The following is a 21,215-nucleotide window of genomic DNA, read 5'->3' on the forward strand; positions in this document are numbered from 1 at the left end:
CCTGCTCTGCAGGTGCCGCCACGGGCCTGGATTTTTACTTGCCCGACTTGACCTTGGTCCAGCTACGGGTCATCAGCCGTTGCACCTTGGGTGGCAACTCTGCATTCACGAACATCTTGTCCAGCACTTCCTGCGGTGGGTAAACCGCGGCGTCAGTCCTCACGGCCTGGTCCATCAGGTCGCCAGCCTTGGGGTTCGGGTTGGCGTAACCGACGTAATCACTGACCTGGGCGATAACCTCAGGCTTCAGCAAATAGTTGATGAAGGCGTGCGCCTCTTTGACATTCCTGGCGTCCTTGGGGATCGCCAGCACATCGAACCAGAGGTTGCCGCCTTCCTTGGGAATCGCGTAGGCCAGGTTCACACCCTTTTTCGCTTCTTCAGCGCGGGTCCTGGCCTGGAACACATCACCCGAGAAACCTGCCGCGACGCAGATGTCGCCGTTGGCCAGGTCGGTGATGTACTTGGACGAGTGGAAATAGGTCACGTATGGGCGTACCGCCAGCAACTTCTTCTCGGCGGCCTGGTAGTCCTTGGCGTTGCTGCTGTTGGGGTCCAGCCCCATGTAGTTGAGCACCGCCGGCAACATCTCGTCCGCCGAGTCGAGGAAGGCCACGCCGCACTTGGAGAGCTTCTTCATGTTCTCCGGTTCGAACAGCACGGCCCAGGAGTCGATGGTGTCAACGCCCAGCGCGGCCTTCACCTTGTCGACGTTGTAACCGATGCCGTTGGTGCCCCACAGGTATGGCACCGCGTACTGATTGCCCGGGTCGTTCTTTTCCAGGCGTTTCATCAACGCCGGGTCGAGGTTGGCGTAATTGGGCAGCAGGCTCTTGTCGAGCTTCTGGAACGCGCCCGCCTTGATCTGCTTGCCGAGGAAATGGTTGGATGGCACCACCACGTCATAGCCGGTGTTGCCGGCCAGCAGTTTGCCTTCCAGGGTTTCGTTGGAATCGAATACGTCCTGCACGGGCTTGATGCCCGTCGCCTTCTCGAAGTCCGCGAGCGTGTTCGGGCCGATATAGTCGGACCAGTTGTAGAAGTGCACCGTAGGCGCCGCTTGGACGCTGCATGCCAGCGTCAGGCCCGCACCAGCCATCAAGGCCTTGCGGAATACAGAAATGGACAAGTGGGTGCTCCTTTTACAATCAGTGCCCGGGTAGCGACAGTGCTGCCGCACACGCAAAACCGGCGCGCAACTTACCTTCGCAGCTTCGATGCCGCAATCATCAATTGCCTTTTACTGGCTCTGGGCCGGGTATCCCGGCCCAGAGGTGCTGCACCGGGCTTACTTGCCCGACTTGATCTTGGTCCAGCTACGGGTGATGTCACGCTGGGCCTTGGCTTCAGGAGCAGCGATGGCATACAGCTGTTTCTTCACTTCAGCTGGCGGATAGATGCTTGGATCGCTGGTGATTTCCTTGTCCACGAACTGGGTGGCGGCAGCGTTGCCGTTCGGGAAGCGCACAGCGTTGGTGATCTCGGCCATGATTTCCGGCTGCATCAGGAAGTTCATGAACTGGTAGGCAGCGTCTTTGTGCTCGGCATCCTTGGGGATGGCGACCATGTCGTAGAAGGTACCGGCACCTTCCTTCGGAATGACGTACTCGACCTTGACCTTGTCGCCGGCTTCGTGGGCACGGGCCTTGGACTGCTCCAGGTCACCCGAGTAACCGACGGCTACGCAGATGTTGCCGTTGGCCATGTCGCCAATGTACTTGGACGAGTGGAAGTAGGTGATCGAAGGACGGATCTTGAGGAACAGGTCCTCGGCGGCCTTCAGGTCTTCCTTCTTGGTGCTGTCGGTCGGCTTGCCCAGGTAGTGCAGCGCAGCCGGGAGCATTTCGGTCGGGGCATCGAGGAAGCTCACGCCGCAGCTCTTGAGCTTGGCGATGTTCTCAGGCTTGAACACCACGTCCCACGAGTCGATCTTGTCCACGCCCAGCGCGGCCTTGACCTTCTCCGGGTTGTAGCCGATGCCGATCGAGCCCCACATGTACGGGAAGGCGTGCTTGTTGTCCTTGTCGCTGGCATCGCCAACGGCCTTGAGCAGGTCCGGGTCGAGGTTCTTCCAGTTCGGCAGTTTGGAGCGGTCCAGTTCCTCGTACACGCCAGCCTTGATCTGCTTGGCCAGGAAGTTGTTGGACGGCACCACGATGTCGTAACCCGACTTGCCGGCCAGCAGCTTGGCCTCGAGGGTTTCGTTGCTGTCGAACACGTCGTACTTGACCTTGATACCGGTCTGCTTCTCGAACTTGGCGATGGTGTCCGGCGCGATATAGTCCGACCAGTTGTAGACGTTCAACACCTTGTCTTCAGCCTGAACAGCGGTGGCCATGGCACCCATCAGGGCTGCGGCCAGCAACGTCTTGCCCATTTTACTCATGCGTAATGCTCCGGAATTTTTATTTAGCCATCTGTTCAGTAGCCAGGACCTACGGTGCAGAGCGCGCGGCGACTGAAACAGCCGCTAGTCTGGCAAGGTACAAGGCTCTGTTTCAACAAAAGCAGGGCCTTGTAACCACTTAATGTCACACCGCTAGCCTAGCAAACGCCTAGCGAATCGCCTCCAGCGTCAAGTCGAGGCATTTGCGCGCCTTTTCCACCAGCTCATCGATCTCGGCGTGGCTGATGACCAGCGGTGGCGCAATGATCATGGTGTCACCCACCGCACGCATGATCAGGCCGTTTTCAAAGCAGAACGTGCGGCAGATCATGCCTACGCCCTTGCCTTCATGACGACTACGGGTCGCCTTGTCCTTGACCAGCTCGATCGCGCCGAGCAATCCCAGGCCGCGTACTTCGCCCACCAGCGGGTGGTCCTGCAGTTCACGCAAACGCTTTTGCAAATACGGTGCCGCTTCGCTGCGCGCCTTCTCGACGATGTGCTCGTCGCGCAGGATGCGCAGGTTTTCCAGGCCCACTGCAGCGGCCACCGGGTGTCCGGAGTAGGTGAAGCCGTGGTTGAAGTCGCCACCTTCGCTCAACACCTGGGCCACCTTGTCACGGACGATCACACCGCCCATGGGGATGTAACCGGAGGTCAGGCCCTTGGCGATGGTCATCAGGTCCGGCTTGAGGTCGTAGTAGTCGGAGCCGAACCACTCGCCGGTACGGCCGAAGCCGCAGATCACTTCGTCGGCGACGAACAGGATGTCGTAACGGGCGAGAATCTCCTTCACCTTCGGCCAGTAGGTGTCCGGCGGGATGATCACGCCGCCGGCGCCCTGGATCGGCTCGGCGATGAAGGCAGCCACGTTGTCTTCGCCAACTTCGAGGATTTTCTTCTCCAGCTGTTCGGCCGCCCACACGCCGAACTGGTCCGGGGTCATGTCGCCGCCTTCGCCGAACCAGTACGGCTGCGGAATATGCACGATGCCGGGAATCGGCAGGCCGCCTTGCTCGTGCATGCCGCTCATGCCGCCCAGGCTGGCACCGGCCACGGTGGAGCCGTGGTAGCCGTTGATACGGCCGATGATGGTCTGCTTCTGCGGCTTGCCTTTCAGTGCCCAGTAGTGGCGGACCATGCGCAGCACGGTGTCGTTGCCTTCGGAGCCAGAGCCGGTGAAGAACACATGGGTCATGCCTGCCGGCGCCACGTCGGTGATCGCCTTGGCCAGTTCCAGCGCCGGCGGGTGGGCGGTCTGGAAGAACAGGTTGTAGTACGGCAGCTCGCGCATCTGCCTTTCTGCCGCCTGCACCAGTTCTTCACGGCCATAGCCCACCGCCACGCACCACAGGCCAGCCATGCCGTCGAGAATCTTGTGCCCCTCGCTGTCCCACAAATGCACACCTTGCGCCTTGGTGATGATGCGCGGTCCCTTCTCCTTCAGCTGCTTGTAGTCAGAGAAGGGGGCCAGGTGGTGCTCGCCGCTCAGGTTTTGCCATTCACGGGTTTGCGGGTTGTTGACGCTCATGTGCCTCTCCAGTTTCCGGCGGCCGCACGGGCGGCCTCAGGGTTGATCAGACAGCGAACAGCAGGAACTCTCGCTCCCAGGAGCTGATGACGCGTTTGAAGTTCTCGTGCTCGGCGCGCTTGGTGGCGACGTAGCCGGTGATGAATTTCTTGCCCAGGTACTGCACCAGCGCGCGGCTGTTCTCCATGCGTTCCAGGGCGTCCTCGATCGTCAGCGGCAGGCGCAGGTTGCGGCGCTCATAGCCACGGCCCTGTACCGGCGCACTGGCCTCGATGCCTTCGACCATGCCGATGTAGCCACACAGCAGGCTGGCGGCAATCGCCAGGTACGGGTTGGCGTCGGCGCCCGGCAAGCGGTTCTCGACCCGGCGGCTTTGCGGGCCGGCATCCGGCACGCGCAGGCCGACGGTGCGGTTCTCTTCGCCCCACTCCACGTTCACCGGCGCCGAGGTGTCGGGCAGGAAACGGCGGAACGAGTTGACGTTGGGCGCGAACAGCGGCAGCGCCTCGGGGATGAACTTCTGCAGCCCGCCAATGTAGTGCAGGAACAGCTCGCTCATGCTGCCATCTTCATTGCTGAAGATGTTCTTGCCGGTGGCCACGTCGACCACGCTCTGGTGCAGGTGCATGGCACTGCCTGGCTCGCCGGTCATGGGCTTGGCCATGAAGGTGGCGGCCACGTTGTGCTTGAGCGCGGCCTCGCGCATGGTGCGCTTGAACACCAGGATCTGGTCGGCCAGGTGCAGGGCATTGCCGTGCCGGAAGTTGATCTCCATCTGCGCGGTGCCGTCTTCGTGGATCAGCGTGTCCAGGTCCAGCTGCTGCAGTTCGCACCAGTCGTAGACATCTTCGAACAGCGGGTCGAATTCGTTGGCGGCTTCGATCGAGAACGACTGGCGGCCGGTTTCCGGGCGGCCCGAACGGCCTACCGGGGGCTGCAGGGGGAAGTCCGGGTCTTCGCTGCGCTTGGTCAGGTAGAACTCCATCTCCGGCGCGACAATCGGCTGCCAGCCCTTGTCAGCGTAGAGCTTGAGGACTTTCTTCAGCACGTTGCGTGGCGACAGTTCGACCGGGTTGCCCTTCTTGTCGTAGGTGTCGTGGATGACCTGCGCGGTCGGCTCGATGGCCCACGGCACCAGGAACACAGCGTTCTCGTCGGGGCGGCAGATCATGTCGATGTCGGCCGGGTCGAGCAGTTCGTAATAGATGTCGTCGTCAACGTAGTCGCCGGTCACGGTCTGCAGCAGCACGCTCTCGGGCAGGCGCATGCCTTTTTCGGCGATGAACTTGTTGGTAGGCGAAATCTTGCCGCGCGTGATGCCGGTCAGGTCGCTGATCATGCATTCGACTTCGGTGATCTTGTGCTCTTTCAACCAATCGGTGAGCTGGTCGAGGTTGTTACTCATAAATACCTCAGGAGGTAAGGTGGGCCGCGCACTGATTCTGGATGGAGTAGATTGCTAAAGCAAAAACCCCCGCGCAGAGCCACACTGGATACACTGGAAACAGGTGCATCCGTAATGAGTTCGAAGGGCAGGAAGACGAAACGAAGGGCGGCAAGCCGCTGCGAGGGCGAGTCCGGGGCTGCCAAACGTCAATTATTGCGGCCATGGCGGCCACGCCATTGACGAAGCTTGCAAAATTGACGGAGGTACCCGATGGCACTGCGCAGGCAGTGCTTTCAGGTCGCGGCAAGCGGACCATGTGACCCTCGTATTATTGTGTTCTGGGTTGAGACCGAGCTTAGCCTTGTTCATTTTTTTACACAACACCTCCGTAAAAAATAAAACACGGCTTGTCGGAGATAGCCCTTCGAGCGGGAAATAGCGGATAATGGCTTGCCCCGATATGCAGCAAATCTGCCGTCGATGAGCCATTTCAGGGCATCATGGGGTTGGCTTGACATCAGTTTGGGTTTTCGATTGACTGGTCCTGCAAGCCCCCCTTGATTGATATTTTTAACAACAAAGGTGTTGCATCATGTCGGTACCCCCGCGTGCCGTTCAGCTTAACGAAGCGAACGCGTTCCTTAAGGAACATCCTGAGGTTCTCTACGTTGACCTTCTGATTGCAGATATGAATGGTGTGGTGCGTGGCAAGCGCATCGAGCGCACCAGCCTCCACAAGGTTTACGAGAAGGGCATCAACCTGCCTGCCTCCCTCTTCGCCCTGGACATCAACGGTTCCACCGTCGAAAGCACAGGGCTTGGCCTGGACATCGGCGATGCCGACCGCATCTGCTACCCGATCCCTGGCACCCTCTCCAACGAACCCTGGCAGAAGCGCCCGACCGCCCAGTTGCTGATGACCATGCACGAACTTGAAGGCGAGCCGTTCTTCGCCGACCCGCGTGAAGTCCTGCGCCAGGTCGTGAGCAAGTTCACCGAGATGGGCCTGACCATCTGTGCCGCGTTCGAGCTGGAGTTCTACCTGATCGACCAGGAGAACGTGAACGGCCGCCCGCAGCCGCCGCGCTCGCCAATCTCCGGCAAACGCCCGCAGTCGACCCAGGTCTACCTGATCGACGACCTCGACGAATATGCCGACTGCCTGCAGGACATCCTCGAAGGCGCGAAGGAACAAGGCATCCCGGCCGACGCCATCGTCAAGGAAAGCGCCCCGGCGCAGTTCGAAGTCAACCTGCACCACGTGCCCGACCCGCTCAAGGCCTGCGACTATGCCGTACTGCTGAAGCGGTTGATCAAGAACATCGCCTACGACCATGAAATGGACACCACCTTCATGGCCAAGCCCTACCCGGGCCAGGCAGGCAACGGCCTGCATGTACACATTTCCGTGCTGGACAAAGATGGCAACAACATCTTCACCAGCGAGGATCCCGAGCAGAACGCCGCGCTACGTCACGCTGTCGGCGGTGTGCTCGAGACCCTGCCCGCGTCCATGGCGTTCCTGTGCCCGAACGTCAACTCGTACCGTCGCTTTGGTGCGCAGTTCTATGTACCGAACGCGCCAAGCTGGGGCCTGGACAACCGCACCGTGGCCCTGCGCGTGCCAACCGGCTCGCCGGACGCCGTGCGTATCGAGCACCGCGTGGCCGGTGCCGATGCCAACCCGTACCTGATGATGGCTGCCGTGCTGGCGGGCGTGCACCATGGCCTGACCAACCAGATCGAGCCGGGTGAGCCGATCGAAGGCAACTCGTACGAGCAGCTGGAGCAGAGCCTGCCGAACAACTTGCGCGATGCGCTGCGCGAGCTGGACGACAGCGAAATCCTCAACAAGTACATCGATCCGAAGTACATCGACATCTTCGTCGCGTGCAAGGAGAGCGAGCTGGAGGAATTCGAGCATTCGATTTCCGACCTCGAGTACAACTGGTACCTGCATACCGTGTAGACGAAAACGCCGCCCCCAAGGGCGGCGTTCTCGTTTGAGATCGGTGTCGCCTGCTTCGCGGGCTTGCCCGCTCCCACAGGGTAATCACAAGGTGTGAAGCCTGCGGTGTACCTGTGCCAGCGGGCGAGCCCGCGAACAGGCCAATACAGGCTTACAGCGGCTTCTCGAAGATCTTCGAATTGCGCTGGTAGTTGTACAGCGAAGCCCGCGCCGCCGGCAGCCGTTCCACGCCACTCGGCGCAAACCCGCGCTCGCGGAACCAGTGCGCGGTGCGCGTAGTCAGCACGAACAGGGTCTTGAGCCCCGCCTGCCGCGCCCGGCCCTCGATGCGCGCCAGCAGCTCATCGCCGCGCCCGCCGTGGCGATACTCCGGGTTCACCGCCAGGCACGCCAGCTCACCGGCATCGGAATCGGCAATCGGGTACAACGCCGCACAAGCGATGATCATGCCTTCGCGCTCAACCACGCTGAACTGTTCGATCTCCCGCTCCAGCACCTCGCGCGAACGGCGCACCAGGATGCCCTGCTCTTCCAGGGGACTGATCAGCTCCAGCAGGCCGCCGACATCATCGATGCTCGCCTCGCGCACCACTTCGAACTGCTCCTGCGAAACCAGCGTACCGCCACCGCCACGGGTGAACAGCTCGGTCAGCAGGGCGCCGTCCTCGGCATAGCTGACGATGTGGCTGCGCGCCACCCCGCCCTTGCAGGCTTCTGCGGCAGCATCCAGCAGTTCGGCCTGGTAGTCGCTGCCCAGGCGCTGCAGATGCGGGGCAACCTGCTGCGGGCGCAGCTCGCGCACCAGCTTGCCGTCCTCGTCCAGCAGGCCGGGCTCGGCGCCGAACAGCAGCAACTTGTCGGCACCCAGCTCGATGGCGGCGCGGGTGGCCACGTCTTCGCAAGCCAGGTTGAAGATTTCCCCGGTTGGCGAATAGCCCAACGGCGACAGCAGCACGATGGAACGCTCGTCGAGCAGGCGGCTGATGCCCTTGCGGTCGACCCGGCGCACTTCGCCGGTGTGGTGGTAGTCCACCCCTTCCAGCACGCCGATCGGCCGCGCCGTGACCAGGTTGCCGGACGCCACGCGCAGGCGCGAGCCCTGCATCGGCGACGCGGCGATGTCCATCGACAGGCGCGCCTCGATGGCCAGGCGCAGGGCACCGACGGCATCGATCACGCAATCCAGGGTAGCGGCATCGGTGATGCGCAGGCCCCGGTGATAGTGCGGGGTCAGGCCACGATCGGCCAGGCGGCTTTCGATCTGCGGGCGTGAGCCATGCACCAGCACCAGGCGCACGCCGAGGCTGTGCAGCAACACCAGATCGTGGACGATGTTGCCGAAATTAGGGTGTTCCACCCCATCGCCAGGAAGCATGACCACGAAGGTGCAGTCGCGATGGGCATTGATGTACGGGGAGGCATGACGCAGCCAGTTGACGTAGTCGGGCATGACAGGGCCTGTGGATAAGTGGACGGAGAACGGCGATACAGGGAGCGTTCAGGATCATCGTCGGAACAGGCTTGCGGTCACGCGCGGTCTCCTCTAGGCAGGAACGAATCGGCTCGGTTGACGTTTAGTTCAGGCAGTAATGCCGGATCAGGTCACGCAATAGACGCACGGTAGGCTCGATTCGTGACATTTCAAGGTATTCGCCGGGCTGGTGGGCACAGGCGATGTCGCCAGGGCCCAGCACGATGGTCTGGCAGCCCAGCTGCTGAAGATAAGGTGCTTCGGTGCCGAACGCCACCGCTTCGGCGCGATGGCCGGTGAGGCGCTCCGCCACCTGCACCAGTTCGGCGTCGGCAGCCTGCTCGAATGGCGGCACCTCCGGGAACAGCGGTGCATAGTCGATGCGCACCTCGAAGCGCTCTGCCACGGGCGCCAGCTTGTCACGGATGGCCGCGCGCAGTTGCGCCACGTCCATGCCTGGCAGCGGGCGCAGGTCGAACTCCAGGGCGCACTGGCCGCAGATGCGATTGGGGTTGTCGCCGCCATGGATGCAGCCGAAGTTGAGGGTCGGGGTCGGCACCGTGAATTGCGGGTTGCGGTAACGTTGCTGCCATTGCTGGCGCAACCCCATCAACTCGCCCATCACCGCGTGCATGGCCTCCATGGCGCTGCGGCCCAGGCTTGGGTCCGAGGAATGGCCGCTGCGCCCCAGGATGTCGATGCGGTCCATCAGGATGCCTTTGTGCATGCGGATCGGCCGCAGGCCAGTGGGCTCACCGATCACCGCCGCCCGGCCGAGCGGCTGGCCGGCTTCGGCCAGGGCGCGGGCCCCGGACATCGAGCTTTCTTCATCACAGGTGGCGAGGATCAGCAGCGGCTGCTTGAAGTCGTGCTCCAGCAGCGGGATGAGCGCTTCGATGACCAGGGCGAAGAACCCCTTCATGTCGCAACTGCCCAGGCCGACCCAGCGGCCATCGACTTCGGTCAGCCGCAGCGGGTCGCTGGCCCACAGCTGGTCGTCGTACGGTACGGTGTCGCTGTGCCCCGCCAGCACCAGGCCGCCTGGGCCGCTGCCGCGGCTGGCCAGCAGGTTGAACTTGCCGGGGCTGACCTGGCGGATGTCGCAGTTGAAGCCAAGGTCGCCCAGCCAGCCGGCCAGCAGGTCGATGACCTGGCGGTTGGACTGGTCCAGTGCTGGCTGGGTGCAACTGACCGAGGGCGCGGCGATCAAGGCGGCAAACTGGTCTTTCAACGTTGGCAACGGCATGCCCGTACTCCTCGGAAACGTGCCCCATCATAGGACTATCCGCTGTCTGGAATAAACCGTTGGCGGCCGACTGCTGTAGACTCTCCGCCAACCACGCCCCTCTTTCGAGCCTGTGATGCACAAAGAAACCGAACTCAAGCTCCGCGCCAGCCGCGAGACCCTTGCCGCCCTGCGCGAGCACCCTCTGCTGAAAAAGCGCAACAAGTCCGGCTGGCAGACCCGCGAACTGCTCAACCAGTACTTCGACACCCCCGAGCGCGAGCTTTCCGCCGCCCGTGTCGCCCTGCGCCTGCGCCGCGACGGCGAAGCCATCATCCAGACCCTCAAGTGCCGCGGCCAGAGCGTCGCCGGCCTGTCCGAGCGCAATGAGTACGAATGGCCACTGGACAAGGTCAAGCTCGACCTGAAAAAGCTCGACGCCACCTGCTGGCCCGCGCAACTGGCCAACCTCGACAAGAAAACCATCAAACCGCTGTTCACCACCGACTTCAGCCGTGAATACGCCGAAATCGCCTGGGGCCGTGGCAAGAGCAAGGTGGTGATCGAGGCGGCGCTTGACCAGGGCTTCGTGATCGCCGGCAAGCACAAGGAAGAGATCTGCGAGCTGGAGCTGGAACTGCGCGAAGGTGAACCGCAGGCCCTGCTGGAACTGGCTGCCGAGCTAGCCGCCAGCCTGCCGCTGATGCCCTGCGATATCAGCAAGGCCGAGCGTGGCTACCGCCTGCTGGAGCCGGACAGCTACGAGCTGGGCCTGCCACACGCCGAGCTGGAAGCCGAAACCGCCGTGGACGATGCCTATGCCGCACTGGCCTGGCAACTGCTGGGCAGCAGCCAGCGCCTGGCCGAGCAGTACCGCCACAACGGCCACTGGCGCCTGCTGCAGGACTGGGTCGAGTGCCTGAGCGAACTGCGTGCCCTGACCGCCAGCCTGGGCCAGGCTGCCCCGCGTGCCACCACCCGCGAGCTGCGCAGCAGCCTCGATGCCCTGCTGGAAGACTGGCGCCCGCTGGTACAGGCCGGTAACGATGACGAAGATATCCGCCGCGCGGCCCCCGAGCAGTTCGCCGAAGAGCTGGAAGACGTGCGTTGGGGCCAGTTCTCGCTGGAAACCTCGCGCTGGCTGCTGGCCCGTGCCTGGACCGTTGAACGTAAAGGCCGTGGCGAACGCCAGGGCAAGGCGCAACTGGCCAGCTGGCTGGCACACCTGCTGGGTGAAGAGGGCCGTGCGTTGAAGCTGCCGCTGTACACCCAGCGCCCGGAAGACCTGGCCGAGCAATTGCCACGTATCGAGCAGCTGCTGGCCTGGCTGCACCATGCCCGCCAGGTGCTGGAGGCGCCACAGATGGACCGCCTGTACGGCGACCTGAAGAAACTGCACGAGCTGGCCGAGCAGCCGATCAGCGATGAGGTGCTGGAAGCGCGTGTGGAACAGGCAAGGGTTGTTGATCAGAGCCGCGGCTGGAAACACCTGCTCAAGGCCTGATACCGTGTCGCCTGCTTCGCGGGCTTGCCCGCTCCCACAGGGAACTGCGCCGAACCTAAGGCCTGCGCAGTAGCTGTGGGAGCGGGCGAGTCGGGGCGCCGAACCGCCGCGAATGCCTTAACGCGACAGAGGCAGGCTGGTGGTGGACTTGATCTCCGACAGCGCCACGATCGAGTTCACCTCCTGGATACCCGGCACGTTCGACAGTTTTTCGAAGAAGAACCGCTCATAAGCCTCGATATCGGACGTGACGATCCGCAGCAGAAAATCCACCGACCCCATCAGCACATAACACTCCAGCACCTCCGGAAACCCGCGGATCGCCTCGGTGAACTCGGTGAAATTGGAGCGCCCGTGAGCATTCAGCTTCACTTCGGCGAAGATCTGCGTATTCAGGCCGACCTTCTTGCGGTCCAGCAACGTCACTTGCCCGCGGATCACCCCCTCCTCCTTCAAACGCTGGATGCGTCGCCAGCACGGCGATTGCGACAGCCCCACGCGTTCGGCGATCTGTGCGCTGGAGAGCGAAGCGTCCTCCTGCAAGAGTTCGAGGATACGGCGGTCATAGGCATCCAGCTCGCTATGCATTGACTATTCTCCAAAGCGTCTGCAGATGAATATTTCTATTCGTAAATAACGCGAAATGGCTGAATCATAGCGAAAAAATACCGCTGCCAACGTGCAAGAATTTCTCCCACATCTGCGGAGACCAGCATGAACGCACAACCCCGAACCGACGCCTGGGCCGCCACCAATGCCCATAGCACCGTGCACTACCGCCTGCAGGCCGAAGCCGAGCCTGACAGCCTGTGCCGGGTGCTCAACCTGTTTGCCCTGCAATTCCTGACCCCGCACAGCGTGCAGGTCAGCCAACAGGATGACTGGCTGGATATCGAAGTCGGCATCGGCGGGCTGAGCTGGCACCGGGCCGAGGTGATCGCGCAGAAGCTGCGCAATCTGGTGTGTGTGGGCGAGGTGAGCCTGACCAACCTGCAGCGGGTGGAGCTGGCAGTGGTCTGAACGGTTCGCTGTTCTGCGGGAACTGGTTTACCTGCGAGTAAACAGCAAGATTCAGAAACCCTTCACTCCAGCCACGTTCCAGCGCCCGGCTAGGCTTGATCGACACCTCTCCATCAAGCACGGAAGCGCCAATGCATACCCCCGACAATCCGGCACTCGACCTCAGCCGGGTGCTCCAGGCCCTGCTCGCCGACCAGCACCTGCACGCCAACGACACGCTGCCAGTACTCGAACACGCCAACACCCACCCCGGCGCCCACCCACTGGAGCAGATCGCCGCCTGCGCCCTGGAGGACCGCCAGCACCCCGGCCAGCCCCTGGACCTGGATCGCCTTTGCCGATGGTTGGCCAACAAGGTCGGCCAGCCCTACCTGCGCATCGACCCGATGCAACTTGACCTGACGCAGATCAGCGGCCTGATCTCCCCTGCCTTCGCCCAGCGCCATGGGATTCTCATCGTCGCCGCCGACGACACCGCTGTCACAGTCGCCAGCGCCCAGCCGTACCAGGATGACTGGCAGGCCGACCTGGCCCGCAGCCTGGGCCGGCCGATACGTCGCGTGCTGGCCAGCCCGTTGCAGATTCGCCAGGCCGGGCAGTCATTCCACCGCCTGGCTCAGTCGGTCAAGGGTGCGCAAAACCAGCAGTCGGCCAGCCTCGGTGAACTCGAACAGCTGCTGGAACTGGGCAAGCGCCAGGCCGAGGCCAGCGCCGACGACGCCCATATCGTGCATATCGTCGACTGGCTGCTGCAGTACGCCATCGAACAGCGCGCCAGCGATATCCACCTCGAACCCCGCCGCGAGCAGGGCCAGCTGCGCTATCGCATCGATGGTCTGCTGCACTGCGTGTATGCCTTCCCCGCCGGGGTCACCCTGGCGCTGGTCAGCCGCCTGAAACATCTGGCGCGCATGGACGTCGCGGAAAAACGCCGGCCGCAGGATGGCCGCCTGCAGAGCAGCCTGCCGGGTGGCGCCGAGGTAGAACTGCGGCTGTCGACCTTGCCAACACCGTTCGGAGAGAAACTGGTGTTGCGCCTGTTCGACCCGCACCAACTGCAGGAAGGTTTCGGTCGCCTTGGCCTGGAAGGGCCACAACTGGCCCAGTGGCATGGCTTGCTGCGACAGCGCCAGGGCATCATCCTGGTCACCGGGCCGACCGGTTCCGGCAAGACCAGCACGCTGTATGCCAGCCTCAAGCTGCTGGCCACGCCGCAAGTCAACCTGTGCACCATCGAGGACCCTATCGAGCGCCTGGAGCCTGCATTCAATCAGTTGCAGGTGCAGCCTGCGCTGGACCTCGGCTTTGCCAATGGTGTGCGGGCACTGCTGCGTCAGGACCCGGATATCATCATGATCGGCGAAATTCGCGACCGCGAGACGGCGCTGGTGGCGGTGCAGGCGGCACTGACCGGTCATCTGGTGCTGTCCACCCTGCATACCAACGATGCCTGTAGTGCAATCACCCGCCTGCAAGAGCTGGGCGTAGCCGACTACCTGATCAAGGCGACGCTGGTCGGCGTGATGGCCCAGCGCCTGGTGCGTACCTTGTGCGCGGATTGTCGCGGCGCACTGACTGCGCCCGGCGGCCAGCCGTGCCGTACCTGCCGGGGTACCGGGTTTCACGGCCGCACCGGGTTGTTCGAACTGCTGGTGCCCAGCGACAGCCTGCGTGCCCTGATAGGCCCAGGCAGCGATCTGGCCAGTTTGCGGCGCCAGGCAAAGGCCGATGGCCTGCTCGACCTGCGCGCTTGCGGGGCCGCCAAGCTGGCCTGCGGGCAGACCCGGGAAGAAGAAGTGCTACGGGCCTGTTCGTGAGAAAAAACGCCTTGTATTCAAGGAACTTACCTCTGTACCGCCACTCCAACCGCGCATCTTCAACCGCCACCCCTTTCGAGGTTTTTTCAACATGCGTCTCAAAACCGCCATCGCCGCCGCTGCCTTGCTTTCGCTGCCTATTGGCCCGGCCATGGCCGATACCTTCTGGCGTAACGTGATGACCACCGGTGCCACCACGGCATCGAGCTACCTGACCTCGGGGGACCACAAGCTGGTGATGGCGGCGCAGGATGACGCCGGCAGCTTCGTGGCCAGCGAAGGCGCGATTCGTGGACCGTTCCTGGAAGCGGCAATTCGTCAGGCCCGCGCAGAGAACCCTGGCCTGCAGGCCAGCGACATGGAACTGGCCAATGCCATTCTGGCCAAGAACGCGGTAGCCGAATAAATCCCTGGGGGTGCCTGGCACCCCTGTCGCGACCGCCCCTGCACGGGACGGGTACCCTTGCAGGAGCGCCCTAGTTTCAGCGATAAGCCTCCACCGGCACACAAGCACAGAACAGATTCCTGTCTCCATACACGTTGTCGACCCGGTTCACCGCCGGCCAGTACTTGTGCTGGCGTACGTGAGCACTGGGTGCCACCGCCTGCTCCAGGCTATAAGGCCTGTCCCACACCCCGAGCACGTCTGCCAGCGTATGCGGCGCATGCTTGAGCGGATTGTTTTCCGCCGGCCAGTTACCCTCCTGCACTTCACCGATTTCCGCGCGAATCGCCAGCATCGCCTCGACGAACCGGTCCAGTTCGGCCTTCGACTCACTCTCGGTCGGCTCGACCATCAGCGTGCCGGGCACCGGGAAGGACATGGTCGGCGCGTGAAAGCCGTAATCCATCAGGCGCTTGGCCACGTCCTCTTCGCTGATGCCGGTCAGTGCTTTCAGCGGCCGCAAGTCGAGGATGCACTCATGCGCCACCCGCTGGTTGCGACCACGGTAGAGCACCGGGAAGGCGCTGCTCAACTGGCTGGCCAGGTAGTTGGCCGAAAGGATCGCCACTTCGCTGGCATCAGCCAGCTGCGGGCCCATCATGGCGATGTACATCCAGCTGATCGGCAGGATGCTCGCACTACCCCAGGGTGCGGCGCTGACCGCATGGTTGTTCGGGTCCAGGCCGGGCACCGGCACCACCGGGTGGCTGGCGACAAACGGCTTGAGATGCGCGCGGATGCCGATCGGGCCCATTCCAGGGCCGCCACCGCCGTGGGGGATGCAGAAGGTCTTGTGCAAGTTCATGTGGGAAACGTCGGCGCCAATATCCGCTGGACGAGCCAAGCCCACCTGGGCATTGAGGTTGGCACCATCCATGTACACCTGGCCGCCGTGCTGGTGCACCACTTCACAGATTTCGCGAATGCCCTCCTCGTATACACCGTGGGTCGACGGGTAGGTGATCATCAGGCACGACAGGCGGTCTGCGGCAGCGTGCGCCTTGGCCTTGAGGTCGGCCAGGTCAACGTTGCCATGGTCATCGCAATCAACGATCACCACCTCCATGCCGGCCATCTGCGCCGAGGCCGGATTGGTACCATGGGCTGACGACGGGATCAGGCACAAGGTGCGTTGCGGCTGGTGACGGCTGCGGTGGTAGCGGGTGATGGCCATCAGCCCGGCATATTCGCCCTGGGCACCGGAATTGGGCTGCATGCAGATGGCATCGAAGCCGGTAATGGCGCACAACCAACTTTCCAGTTCGTCGATCATCGCCTTGTAGCCGGTGGCCTGGGCGGCCGGGGCAAACGGGTGCAACTGGGCAAAGCCCGGCCAGGTAATGGGGATCATCTCGCTGGTGGCATTGAGTTTCATGGTGCACGAGCCCAGCGGGATCATCGACTGGTTCAGCGCCAGGTCCTTGTTCTCCAGCTGCTTGAGGTAGCGCAACATCTCGGTTTCGCTGTGGTGCAGGTTGAATACCGGGTGAGCGAGGAACGGCGTGCGCCGCACCAGGCTCGCTGGAATCCCTTCGGGCAGGGCGAGTTGGTCGAGCGCGGCAATGTCCAGGCCGTGATCCACCCCCAGGAAGATGTCCAGCAGGCGCAGTACCGTCTGCTCCGTGCAGGTCTCGTCGAGGCTCACACCGAGACGCCCGCGGCCGAGAATACGCAAGTTGATCTGCGCAGCTTCGGCGCTTTCGATGATGGCCGCCTGGGCACCGCCTACCTCCACGGTAAGCGTATCGAAGAAATGCTGGTTGAGCCGCGGGATGCCCTTGGCTTCGAGGCCCGCTGCCAGGATGAAGGTCAGCCGATGCACGCGCTGGGCGATGCGTCGCAGGCCTTCAGGGCCATGGTAGACCGCGTAGAAGCCGGCAATGTTGGCCAGCAGTACCTGCGCCGTGCAGATGTTGGAGTTGGCCTTCTCGCGGCGGATATGCTGCTCGCGGGTTTGCAGCGCCATGCGCAGGGCGGTGTTGCCACGGGCATCGCGCGACACGCCGATGATGCGCCCCGGCATGGCCCGCTTGTAGTCGTCGCGACAGGCGAAATAGGCCGCGTGGGGGCCGCCGTAACCCATTGGCACGCCAAAGCGCTGGGTCGAGCCCAGTACCACGTCGGCACCCAGTTCGCCCGGCGGCGCCAGCACCACCAGGCTGAGCAGGTCCGCTGCCACGCAAGCCAGTGCATGCTGGCTGTGCAACTGGTCGACCAGCGGGCGCAGGTCGCGTATTTCGCCATGAGTGTCGGGGTACTGCAGCAAAGCACCGAACACCGTGTGTTTGCCAAGGTTGTCCACAGAGTCGACGATCAGCTCGAAGCCAAACCCCTCGGCCCGGGTCTTCAGCACCGAAAGGGTCTGCGGGTGGCAGTGCTCGTCGGCAAAGAATGCATTGCTCTTGTTACGCGCCACCCGCTTGGCCAACGCCATGGCTTCGGCGGCAGCAGTAGCCTCGTCGAGCAGCGAGGCATTGGCCAGGGCCAGCCCGGTGAGATCGATGACCATCTGCTGGAAGTTCAGCAACGCCTCCAGCCGGCCTTGGGCGATTTCGGGTTGATAGGGGGTATAGGCGGTGTACCAGCCGGGGTTTTCCAGCACGTTGCGCAGGATAACCGTGGGCGTGATGGTAGCGTGGTAACCCATGCCGATCAGGCTGGTCCAGACCTGGTTCTGCTCGGCGTAGCCGGCGAGCTTGGCCAGGGCGGCCTGTTCGTCCAGCGCAGCGGGCAAGTCGAGCGGGCGATCGAGGCGGATGTCTGGCGGTACGGTCTGCTCGATCAGCTCACTGCGGCTGGCAACGCCAAGCGCGTTGAGCATGGCCTGCTGCTCGGCAGCATCGGGGCCCAGATGGCGACGCAGGAAAGGGTTGGGCTCTTGCAGTTGATGCAGGGATGGCGACTGGGACATGACGACGCTCTCTTCCTAGGCCAGCTCTCATGGAGACTACAAGTCTAGGAAGGGATTGCCGATTGTGCGGGGAAACTTGTTTTGCAGTATCGGCCTCTTCGCGGGCATGCCCGCTCCCACAGGTCAACCACAAGCCCTGAGGCTGGCGCGACCCCTGTGGGAGCAGGCGACGCGGTCTTACTCGCCGATCGCGGCAGCGTAACCAGCAGCATCCAGCAGCTTGCCCAGCTCGGCCGGGTTGCTTGGCTTGAGCTTGAAGATCCACGACTCGTAAGGCTCTTCGTTGAGCAGCTCAGGGCTGTCAGCCAGTTCTTCGTTGACCGCGATCACTTCGCCGGCGACCGGGGCATAGATGTCCGAAGCGGCCTTGACCGACTCGACCACACCGGCAGCGTCGCCAGCGGCAAACACCTTGCCGACCTCGGCCAGTTCGACGAACACCACGTCGCCCAAGGCTTGCTGGGCGTGGTCGCTGATACCCACGGTCACGGTGCCGTCGGCTTCCAGGCGAGCCCACTCGTGGCTTTCGGCAAAACGCAGGTCGCTAGGGATATCGCTCATGTCTTGAATTCCTCGATTGGCTCAGCGGTACGTCCGCCGGTTGAAATTTGATCAGATCAGGATCTTGCCGTGGCGCACGAAGGTCGGTTTGACCACCCGCACCGGGTACCACTTACCGCGAATTTCCACCTCGGCCCGGTCGCCGGTCGCCATGGGTACGCGTGCAAGGGCAATGGACTTGCTCAGCGTAGGCGAGAAACTACCACTGGTGATCTCCCCTTCGCCAATCCCGGCTACACGCACCACCTGGTGGGCACGCAGCACGCCACGCTCTTCCAGCACCAGGCCGACCAGTTTTTCCTGCACCCCTTGTTCGATTTCCGCCAGCAGGCCGGCGCGGCCGATGAAGTTGCGCTCGGCGGGTTCCCAGGCAATGCTCCAGCCGAGGTTGGAGGTGAGCGGGGTGTGGGTTTCGTCGATGTCCTGGCCGTACAGGTTCATGCCGGCTTCCAGGCGCAGGGTGTCACGGGCGCCCAGGCCACTTGGGGCAATACCGGCACCGACCAGGTCGTTGAAGAAGGCCACGGCTTGCTCGCCTGGAAGAATGATCTCCAGGCCGTCTTCACCGGTATAACCGGTGCGGGCAATGAACCAGTCGCCTTCGGCAACGCCCTCGAACGGGCGCAGTTCGCGAATCAGCGCGGCGCGCGCGGGGCTGAGCAAGGCGGCCACCTTCTCGCGTGCATGCGGGCCCTGGATGGCAAGGATGGCCAGGTCGGGGCGGACCCGGAAGTCCACGGCATAACCGGCACGTTGTGCTGCCAGCCAATCGAGTACCCTGGCCCGGGTGGCGGCGTTGGTGACCAGGCGGTAGCCGGTCTCGGTACGGTAGACGATCAGGTCGTCGATGACCTTGCCCTGCTCCTGCAGCAACGGGCTGTACAGCGCCTTGCCGATATCGTCGAGGCGGGCCACATCGTTGGCCAGCAGACGCTGCAACCAGGCAGTAGCGTCGCTACCATCGACATCGATCACGGTCATGTGGGAAACATCGAACACCCCGCAATCGCTGCGCACCTGATGGTGCTCCTCGACCTGCGAGCCATAGTGCAGGGGCATGTCCCAGCCACCGAAATCGACCGTCTTGGCGCCCAGCGCCAGGTGCAGGTCATACAAAAGCGTGCGCTGTCCCATGGGTTTCTCCTTCCGGGCGTGGCGAAGCGGCGGCGGTCGATGACGTTGGGTCGTCAGCTCTTCTTGTGTAGGACCCGCCGCGCGAGTGCCGCGCATTGTAGCCGCAAGGGCGCAGGCTGACACCCTTAGTGACTGTGACCAGGTCGACGGGCCGAACGGCGGATCAGGCCGATGACCGGCAGCAGTCCCACCAGCACCAGGGTCAGCGCTGGCAGCGATGCACGCGCCCACTCACCCTCGCTGGTCATCTCGAACACCCGCACGGCCAGGGTGTCCCAGCCGAACGGGCGCATCAGCAGGGTTGCCGGCATTTCCTTGAGTACATCGACGAACACCAGCAAGGCGGCGCTGAGGGCACCCGGTACCAGCAGCGGCAGATACACCTTGAAAAACAATCTCATGCCACCGACACCCAGGCTGCGCGATGCCTCGGGAAGTGACGGACGGATACGTTCCAGGCTGCTTTCCAGCGGCCCGTAGGCCACCGCGATGAAGCGCACCAGATACGCCAGCAGCAAAGCGGCAAGGCTGCCCAGCAACAGCGGCTTGCCGGCCCCACCCAGCCAGCTGGACAACGGGATGACCAGCTGGTTATCGAGGTAGCTGAAGGCGAGCATGATCGACACCGCCAGCACCGACCCGGGCAAGGCATAGCCCAGGTTGGCCAGCCCGACGCCAGCGCGAATAGTCCCCGTCGGCGCCTGGCGCCGTGCGAAGGCCAGCAACAGCGCCACGCTCACCGTGACCAGTGCCGCCATGCCGCCCAGGTACAGGGTATGCAGTACCAGGCCGACGTAGCGCTCGTCCAGGTCATGCCGGCCACGCTGCCAGAACCAGGTCAGCAGTTGCAGCAGCGGGATGATGAAAGCGCAGGCGAACACCAGCAGGCACCAGCCACTGGCCAGTAACGCCTTGACCCCGCGCAGGTGGTACAGCGCCTGCCCGCGCGGCCGCTCATTGCCGCTGCGGCTGGCACCCCGGGCCCGGCGCTCGCCGTACAGCACCAACATCACCGCCAGCAACAGCAGGCTGGCCAACTGGGCTGCGCTGGACAGGCTGAAGAAGCCGTACCAGGTCTTGTAGATGGCGGTGGTGAAGGTGTCGAAGTTGAATACCGCCACGGCACCGAAGTCCGCCAGGGTTTCCATCAGTGCCAGGGCAATCCCGGCACCGATAGCCGGCCGCGCCATGGGCAGCGCCACGCGCCAGAAGGCTTGCAAGGGAGACAGACCAAGCACCCGGGCGGCCTCCATGAGGCCCTTGCCCTGGGCCAGGAAGGCGGTGCGCGCCAGCAGGTAGACGTAGGGGTAGAACACCAGCACCAGCACGACGATCACCCCCCCGGTGGAGCGCACCCGCGGCAGGCGCATGGGCCCGAACACTTCGCGCAGGGCACTCTGCACCGGGCCTGCGAAGTCCAGCAGGCCGACAAAGACGAACGCCAGCACGTAGGCAGGGATGGCGAACGGGAGCATCAGCGCCCAGTCCAGCCAGCGCCGGCCCGGGAACTCGCAGAGGCTGGTCAGCCAGGCCAGGCTGACGCCCAGCAGCGTGACGCCGGTGCCTACACCCGCCACCAGCGTCAGGGTATTGCCCAAGAGGCGGCTCATCTGGGTGTCGAGCAGGTGCGACCAGATCTGCAGGTCGACCGACTGCCACGACAGCAGCAGCACGCTCAAGGGCAGAAGCACCAAGGCGGCGGTCAGGGCGACCGGGAGGTACCAGCGGCGTTGGGCGGTGTGCGGCAACTAGAATGTCTCTACGGATGATTTGCGACCGCCTTGCGGTCGTTCGCGGGCATGCCCGCTCCCACAGGGACCCCACATGCGTCAACGGCAGTGGGCAACCGGTGGG

Annotated in this window: 16 protein-coding genes; 5 read left to right on the forward strand and 11 right to left on the reverse strand. The window is 63.4% G+C overall.

Annotated elements, in window-relative coordinates; genetic code table 11:
* Nucleotides 1-34 precede the first annotated feature (34 nt).
* The 4 genes from ACLEJP_RS20230 to ACLEJP_RS20245 all read right to left on the reverse strand — a co-directional run bounded on the left by ACLEJP_RS20230 (nt 35) and on the right by ACLEJP_RS20245 (nt 5,322).
* On the reverse strand, nt 35-1,129 hold the full coding sequence (locus tag ACLEJP_RS20230) for a polyamine ABC transporter substrate-binding protein (RefSeq protein WP_440809218.1): 1,095 nt from the start codon (nt 1,127-1,129) through the stop codon (nt 35-37).
* Between the two features lie 159 nt (nt 1,130-1,288).
* Nucleotides 1,289-2,386, reverse strand: coding sequence for a polyamine ABC transporter substrate-binding protein (locus ACLEJP_RS20235; protein WP_440809220.1), 1,098 nt, complete (start codon nt 2,384-2,386; stop codon nt 1,289-1,291).
* Nucleotides 2,387-2,555: 169 nt separating this feature from the next.
* Nucleotides 2,556-3,917, reverse strand: a complete 1,362-nt coding sequence (locus tag ACLEJP_RS20240) for an aspartate aminotransferase family protein (RefSeq protein WP_225779680.1) — start codon at nt 3,915-3,917, stop codon at nt 2,556-2,558.
* Nucleotides 3,918-3,963: 46 nt separating this feature from the next.
* Nucleotides 3,964-5,322: a glutamine synthetase family protein gene (locus ACLEJP_RS20245; RefSeq protein WP_440809223.1), complete on the reverse strand. Its 1,359-nt coding sequence runs from the start codon at nt 5,320-5,322 to the stop codon at nt 3,964-3,966.
* A 574-nt stretch (nt 5,323-5,896) separates the two neighbouring features.
* Here ACLEJP_RS20245 and ACLEJP_RS20250 point away from each other — a divergent pair.
* Nucleotides 5,897-7,273: a glutamine synthetase family protein gene (locus ACLEJP_RS20250; RefSeq protein ID WP_225779682.1), complete on the forward strand. Its 1,377-nt coding sequence runs from the start codon at nt 5,897-5,899 to the stop codon at nt 7,271-7,273.
* 151 nt (nt 7,274-7,424) lie between these two features.
* On the opposite strand, the gene argA is transcribed toward ACLEJP_RS20250, so the two are convergent.
* Together argA and argE are read right to left on the reverse strand one after the other, a co-directional pair.
* Complete coding sequence (gene argA, locus ACLEJP_RS20255) at nt 7,425-8,723, reverse strand: amino-acid N-acetyltransferase (RefSeq protein ID WP_170033615.1); 1,299 nt, start codon at nt 8,721-8,723, stop codon at nt 7,425-7,427.
* 124 nt (nt 8,724-8,847) lie between these two features.
* Nucleotides 8,848-9,990: an acetylornithine deacetylase gene (argE, locus tag ACLEJP_RS20260; protein ID WP_440809226.1), complete on the reverse strand. Its 1,143-nt coding sequence runs from the start codon at nt 9,988-9,990 to the stop codon at nt 8,848-8,850.
* A 115-nt stretch (nt 9,991-10,105) separates the two neighbouring features.
* On the opposite strand from argE, the gene ACLEJP_RS20265 reads away from it, so the two are divergent.
* Nucleotides 10,106-11,473, forward strand: a complete 1,368-nt coding sequence (locus ACLEJP_RS20265) for a CYTH domain-containing protein (RefSeq protein ID WP_440809229.1) — start codon at nt 10,106-10,108, stop codon at nt 11,471-11,473.
* A 117-nt stretch (nt 11,474-11,590) separates the two neighbouring features.
* Here the strand turns inward: ACLEJP_RS20265 and ACLEJP_RS20270 are convergent, their stop codons facing one another.
* Nucleotides 11,591-12,061: an Lrp/AsnC family transcriptional regulator gene (locus ACLEJP_RS20270; protein WP_043198918.1), complete on the reverse strand. Its 471-nt coding sequence runs from the start codon at nt 12,059-12,061 to the stop codon at nt 11,591-11,593.
* Nucleotides 12,062-12,187: 126 nt separating this feature from the next.
* Here ACLEJP_RS20270 and ACLEJP_RS20275 point away from each other — a divergent pair, with 126 nt between their 5' ends.
* From ACLEJP_RS20275 to ACLEJP_RS20285, 3 genes are all read left to right on the forward strand, one after another.
* Complete coding sequence (locus tag ACLEJP_RS20275; RefSeq protein WP_289133477.1) at nt 12,188-12,493, forward strand: hypothetical protein; 306 nt, start codon at nt 12,188-12,190, stop codon at nt 12,491-12,493.
* Nucleotides 12,494-12,624: 131 nt separating this feature from the next.
* Nucleotides 12,625-14,310 carry a GspE/PulE family protein gene (locus ACLEJP_RS20280; RefSeq protein ID WP_440809232.1) on the forward strand — a complete coding sequence of 562 codons (1,686 nt, stop codon included), beginning with the start codon at nt 12,625-12,627 and terminating at the stop codon, nt 14,308-14,310.
* Between the two features lie 91 nt (nt 14,311-14,401).
* Nucleotides 14,402-14,716 carry a DUF2388 domain-containing protein gene (locus ACLEJP_RS20285; RefSeq protein ID WP_225779688.1) on the forward strand — a complete coding sequence of 105 codons (315 nt, stop codon included), beginning with the start codon at nt 14,402-14,404 and terminating at the stop codon, nt 14,714-14,716.
* A gap of 76 nt (nt 14,717-14,792) precedes the next feature.
* On the opposite strand, the gene gcvP is transcribed toward ACLEJP_RS20285, so the two are convergent.
* The 4 genes from gcvP to ACLEJP_RS20305 all read right to left on the reverse strand — a co-directional run bounded on the left by gcvP (nt 14,793) and on the right by ACLEJP_RS20305 (nt 21,109).
* Complete coding sequence (gene gcvP, locus ACLEJP_RS20290; protein WP_440809234.1) at nt 14,793-17,666, reverse strand: aminomethyl-transferring glycine dehydrogenase; 2,874 nt, start codon at nt 17,664-17,666, stop codon at nt 14,793-14,795.
* 177 nt (nt 17,667-17,843) lie between these two features.
* Entirely contained in the window at nt 17,844-18,227 is a 384-nt protein-coding gene (gcvH, locus tag ACLEJP_RS20295) for a glycine cleavage system protein GcvH (protein ID WP_440809236.1), read from the reverse strand.
* Nucleotides 18,228-18,278: 51 nt separating this feature from the next.
* The gene (gene gcvT / locus ACLEJP_RS20300) at nt 18,279-19,361 is read right to left on the reverse strand and encodes a glycine cleavage system aminomethyltransferase GcvT (RefSeq protein WP_440809237.1); all 1,083 of its coding nucleotides are present in this window, start codon (nt 19,359-19,361) and stop codon (nt 18,279-18,281) included.
* A 125-nt stretch (nt 19,362-19,486) separates the two neighbouring features.
* Complete coding sequence (locus tag ACLEJP_RS20305) at nt 19,487-21,109, reverse strand: ABC transporter permease (protein ID WP_440809239.1); 1,623 nt, start codon at nt 21,107-21,109, stop codon at nt 19,487-19,489.
* Between the last annotated feature and the right edge of the window lie 106 nt (nt 21,110-21,215).

This window comes from Pseudomonas sp. SMV7 (assembly GCF_052041995.1).
GTDB lineage: Bacteria > Pseudomonadota > Gammaproteobacteria > Pseudomonadales > Pseudomonadaceae > Aquipseudomonas.